General features: G+C 28.8%; 5 protein-coding genes. 1 reads left to right on the forward strand and 4 read right to left on the reverse strand.

The window, feature by feature from the left end; all coding sequences use genetic code 11:
* The 3 genes from VN21_RS05260 to VN21_RS05265 form a co-directional block, all read right to left on the reverse strand.
* On the reverse strand, nucleotides 1-343 hold a 343-nt coding region (locus VN21_RS05260), incomplete at its 3' end, for a cation-transporting P-type ATPase (protein ID WP_046822378.1).
* A gap of 212 nt (nucleotides 344-555) precedes the next feature.
* The gene (locus VN21_RS18615) at nucleotides 556-702 is read right to left on the reverse strand and encodes a hypothetical protein (RefSeq protein ID WP_161794378.1); all 147 of its coding nucleotides are present in this window, start codon (nucleotides 700-702) and stop codon (nucleotides 556-558) included.
* A gap of 40 nt (nucleotides 703-742) precedes the next feature.
* The gene (locus tag VN21_RS05265; RefSeq protein WP_046822379.1) at nucleotides 743-3343 is read right to left on the reverse strand and encodes a cation-translocating P-type ATPase; all 2601 of its coding nucleotides are present in this window, start codon (nucleotides 3341-3343) and stop codon (nucleotides 743-745) included.
* A gap of 359 nt (nucleotides 3344-3702) precedes the next feature.
* On the opposite strand from VN21_RS05265, the gene VN21_RS05270 reads away from it, so the two are divergent.
* Nucleotides 3703-4251 (forward strand): hypothetical protein, encoded by a 549-nt coding sequence (locus tag VN21_RS05270; protein WP_046822380.1) that lies wholly within the window; start codon nucleotides 3703-3705, stop codon nucleotides 4249-4251.
* Between the two features lie 3 nt (nucleotides 4252-4254).
* Here VN21_RS05270 and VN21_RS05275 read toward each other — a convergent pair whose 3' ends face one another.
* Nucleotides 4255-4749: a hypothetical protein gene (locus VN21_RS05275; protein WP_046822381.1), complete on the reverse strand. Its 495-nt coding sequence runs from the start codon at nucleotides 4747-4749 to the stop codon at nucleotides 4255-4257.
* Between the last annotated feature and the right edge of the window lie 141 nt (nucleotides 4750-4890).

The following is a 4890-nucleotide window of genomic DNA, read 5'->3' on the forward strand; positions in this document are numbered from 1 at the left end:
TTGCATTTGGAACTGATAGTTTTTTTAAACTTTGAAGTGAACTTTCTGCTTTTTTAGTTTGTATTACAGATAGTATTGAATTTAAGATAAGCACTGCAAATATAATTAAAGATTCCATCCCTTCGCCTAAAAATATTTGGACAAGTGCTGCTATTAATAAGATAATAACTAATGGATCTTTAAATGTTTCTAAGAATAACATCCAAATAGGCACCTTGGATTTTTCTTTTAATTCATTTGGCCCATACTTTTTTAGTAATTCACTTGCTTTAGATGAACTCAATCCTTTTAAGCTAGAATTTACCTGGCTTAAAGTCTCCTCTACACTTTTTTTATAAAACATATACTTCCTCCACCTACATTAATTTAAATAAAATTATTAGCTAAATTTGCTAAAATAAAAAACCCTAAGTAAAATTTTATGTTCTTTAAAATTCACTTAGGGGTCTGTAATCTCTTTTTAATATATATTTATATAAACATTATATACGTTTAATTTATTTTTGCAATACGTTGTTGTAAAAAAGAGTATCGAAAATTTCGATACTCTTTTTATTAAACTTCTAATTGTAATTTTATTATTTCTTCTAAACAAATATAAAATTTAATTATACTCATCATATGGTTTATTATATACTTTATAAAAATGGTAGGAGAAGTTAATATAAGAGTCGCTATTGTCATTACTATAAACTCATACATACATATACCTCCAAATTTTTTATTTATAAAGTATATGAATTTATTTTCTTTTTATAACTTTACTAATTTCCATCGCTAAAGTGGCAAGTACTGAAAGGCCAAAACAAGTCATTAAAGTTGTGAAGTTAAAGCTACTTGGCATTGTAAATATTTCTCTCATAAATGGGAGTAATGTTAACGAGAACATCATTAAACAAACTCCAACTGCACCCAATACATATTTATTACTTTTAATTCCAAGCTCAAATATTGTTTCTGTATTTGATCTTGATGCAAATGTCTGCATTATTCTAGATAATGTAAGAGTTGCAAATGCCATTGATACACCTAATTCAGCTGAATGCTTCATTCCTATAAATTGTGCAGCTATTGTAACAACACCTATTATAATACCTCTAGTTGCAACAAATCCTAAAGAACCTTTTGATAAGATACTTTCATTTGGATCTCTAGGGGCATCCTTCATAACGCCTTTTTCTGGCTTTTCAAGACCTAGCGCTATTGCTGGTAATGAATCTGTTACTAAGTTTATAAATAATAGTTGTATTGTAGTAAATGGATTTGGTAAGTTTGCAAATACTGCAAATAATATAGCTATTATTCCCGCTAAGTTTCCTGAGAATAAATACATTATAGATTTTTTAATATTTGTGTAAACTGTTCTACCAACTTCTACAGCATTTACTATTGTTGCAAAGTTATCGTCTACTAAAACCATATCCTCTGTTCCACTTCCCATTCCTATACCTATATCTGCTTGTTTTAAAGCTGGAGCATCATTTACTCCATCTCCTGTCATTGCACAAACTCTTCCTTTTCTTTGCCATGCTTTTACTATTCTTATTTTATTTTCTGGTGAAACTCTTGCATATACTGATATATGTTCTAAATTTCTATCTAACGCTTCATCAGTTAATGCATCTAACTCATTACCTGTAAGAGCCATGTCTCCATCTTCAAATATTCCGATATCTACAGCTATTGCTTTTGCAGTTGTTTTATGATCTCCTGTTATCATTACAGTTTTTATTCCAGATTTTCTAGCATTTTCTACCGCTCCATAGACTTCTTCTCTAGGAGGATCTATCATAGCAGTAAGTCCGATTAGCGTTAAATTGTTTTCATCTTCAATTGTTGGTACAAAACTTTCATCTTCTACTCTCTTTGTTGCAAATGCTAAAACTCTTAATGCTTTATTAGAAAATTCTTCGTTCATTTTCTTGTATTCATCAATTATCTCATCACTAGCCTTTACAACTTCGTCTCCTACTAATGCATACTTACATCTATTAAATATTACATCCGGAGCCCCTTTTGTAAACATGACTACTTCTCCATCAACCTTATTAACAGTAGTCATAAGTTTTCTATCACTATCAAATGGTAATTCACTTAATCTAGTATTTATTTCTCTTATTTCTTTATAATCAAATCCACTTTTGTTAGTGTAATTCATAAGTGCTATTTCTGTAGGATCACCTATTTCAACACCTTCATTAGTTTTATCTGAATCATTACAAAGTGCTGAACTTAATATCAGGAAACTCTTTTGTTTAGTTAATTCTTTTGTTGCTGCTGTTTCAAAACACTCGTCATTTACTAGTGCTTTTTCTGGGTTGTAAGTGAAGTCATCTACAACTGTCATCTTATTTTGAGTTAATGTTCCTGTTTTATCTGTACATATAACACTTGTTGATCCTAATGTTTCAACTGCTGGTAATTTTCTAACTATGGCTTGTTTATTTGCCATATTATTAGTTCCAACTGCTAACACTATAGTCACAATAGAAGATAATGCCTCTGGTATAGCTGCAACTGCTATAGCTATTGCAAACATAAATGAATCTACCACTTCTCCACCTCTGAATACTTCTATACCAAATATTAAAGCTGCTAATATTACTATACCTACACCTAATTTTTTACTAAACTCATCTAGTTTTATCTGAAGTGGTGTTTGCTTATTTTCTGCATTTTCTAATAAATCTGCAATTTTACCCATTTCTGTGTCCATAGCAGTTTGAGTTACTAAATATGTCCCTCTACCGTAAACTACCATAGATCCACTAAATACCATGTTCTTTTGATCTCCTAATGCTACATCTTCACTTATTACATCTTCATGCTTTAACACAGGTTCTGCTTCTCCTGTAAGCATTCCTTCTACAACTTTTAAGTTTTGAGATTCTAAAATTCTACCATCTGCTGGCACATAATCACCAGCTTCTAAAATTATTATATCTCCTGGTACTACATTCCTAGATGGAACTGTAACTTTTATGCCATCTCTTATAATTTTTGCATTTGGAACTGATAGCTTTTTAAGGCTCGCTAAAGATCCCTCTGCTTTTTTAGTTTGAACTACGGACAATATAGAGTTTAATATTAAAACTGCAAATATTATCCCACACTCTACCGCTTCTCCTAAGAACGCTTGAACCAATGCCGCTATTAATAATATGATAACTAGTGGATCTTTAAAAGTTTCTAAAAATAACTTCCATGTAGGAGTTTTTTCTTTTTCTTTTAACTCGTTGTATCCATGCTCTAATAGTATGTCGTGTGCTTTGTCTGAACTTAAACCATTTAAACTTGAGTTTAATTGACTTAATATTTCATCGATACTTTTTTTGTAAAACATAATTTGCCTCCACCTAATTTATTTAAATAATAAAGACCTCCAAGCAAACTCTATTTTAAATTAAAATAAAGTTTACTTGAAGGTCTCGCTAACAAGGTTTTATCTTGCTAATCAACCGGGATTTTTAAATCCGAAATTGGCGATTGATTATCGTTTTTTAACGAAAGCTACTCCCCTTCAAGGAGTACTAAATTATTTATATAAATTATTATATACTTTTTTTTAATTTTTGCAACAAATCTGTAACATGTTTTTGTTTTTTAACATTCATTTAACATTTCATAAATTTTACATATGTAATAAATTTATATAACGTACACATACTAATTATAAATATTTTTATATAGGAAGGTATGGTTATGAACAAAAATAGTTTAAAAATATTTAGATATCTACTTTATGCCATATACATTTTTTCTATAAGTTACTTTTTATTTACTAAAGATTATGGAAAAAGTTCTATTAGCTTTTTATGTTTAATAATATTATTTATACTTACAAAAGCTTATGTAAAAAACTTCTACGTAATAGATACACCATTGTATGTCGTAGGAAATCTATTTGTACTTTTTTCTTTTTTAATAGGTTCATGCTATGGAATGTACGATATATTTAAACCTTATGATAGCTTTCTTCATTTTTGGTCAGGCTTTATAAGTTTAAAAATATGTTGGAATATTTTAAAATACTATAATCCCCCAAACTTAATAGACAAAATATTATTTTTCATAGTCATTTTTTTCTTCTCATTAGGTGTATCTGGGCTCTGCGAAATAGTAGAATATTTACTTGATAGATTTTTCAATATGACAACTCAAGCTGGTGGTTTAAAAGATACTATGCAAGATATGATGTATGCTATGACTGGAGCATTTCTAATGATTATTTACTATATTAGGAAGAAGTAGTAATTACTCTTCTTCCTTTCCTATATTAGCTTCTAAAACATTATACTCTCCTAATTTCGTATCATAGTCTACAAATACCATTTTTCCATCTTCATTTACTTTAATATTTACACTTTTAGGTTCTATATCACTTATATCACCACTTTTGGGACCAAAACATTTTATATCCTCACTTGTCTGTCCTGGATTAAGTGTTTTGTTTGATGATATATAAGTAGTTTCTTTATCTCCTATTTTAAGTTCAACTCTTATGCTAGTTATTGTTAAGTTTGAATTATTTTTCACCTTTGTTTTTATATACCTCTGGCCGATTGAATCTGGTTGTGATATTTCTAAACCAACAAACTCTATATCGTCAACCTCTATAGGTGATTTTTCTGCATTGTTATTTATATTTACTTTATTGTCTACACTTTGATTACTATTTGTACATCCAGTTAACATAAATGAACATAATAAACTAATTATAATTATTCCTATAGATTTTTTCTGTTTCATATTTTTTCCTCCATGTATTAATTCATTGATAATATTATACAAAATCCATGTTGTCGTAATTTGTTACACTTAGTCTTTTTAATATAATTTTATATAAAGTTATTTTTTTAAGGCAAACACAAAATAGACTATGGATAAAAT

The organism is Paraclostridium benzoelyticum (assembly GCF_001006285.1).
GTDB classification, from domain to species: domain Bacteria; phylum Bacillota; class Clostridia; order Peptostreptococcales; family Peptostreptococcaceae; genus Paraclostridium; species Paraclostridium benzoelyticum.

What these genes read in the sequence shown, in the direction of transcription:
- VN21_RS05275 (WP_046822381.1), bottom strand. Translation starts at nt 4,749, where the DNA reads ATGAAACAGAAAAAATCTATAGGAATAATTATAATTAGTTTATTATGT.
- VN21_RS18615 (WP_161794378.1), bottom strand. Translation starts at nt 702, where the DNA reads ATGTATGAGTTTATAGTAATGACAATAGCGACTCTTATATTAACTTCT.
- VN21_RS05265 (WP_046822379.1), bottom strand. Translation starts at nt 3,343, where the DNA reads ATGTTTTACAAAAAAAGTATCGATGAAATATTAAGTCAATTAAACTCA.
- VN21_RS05270 (WP_046822380.1), top strand. Translation starts at nt 3,703, where the DNA reads ATGAACAAAAATAGTTTAAAAATATTTAGATATCTACTTTATGCCATA.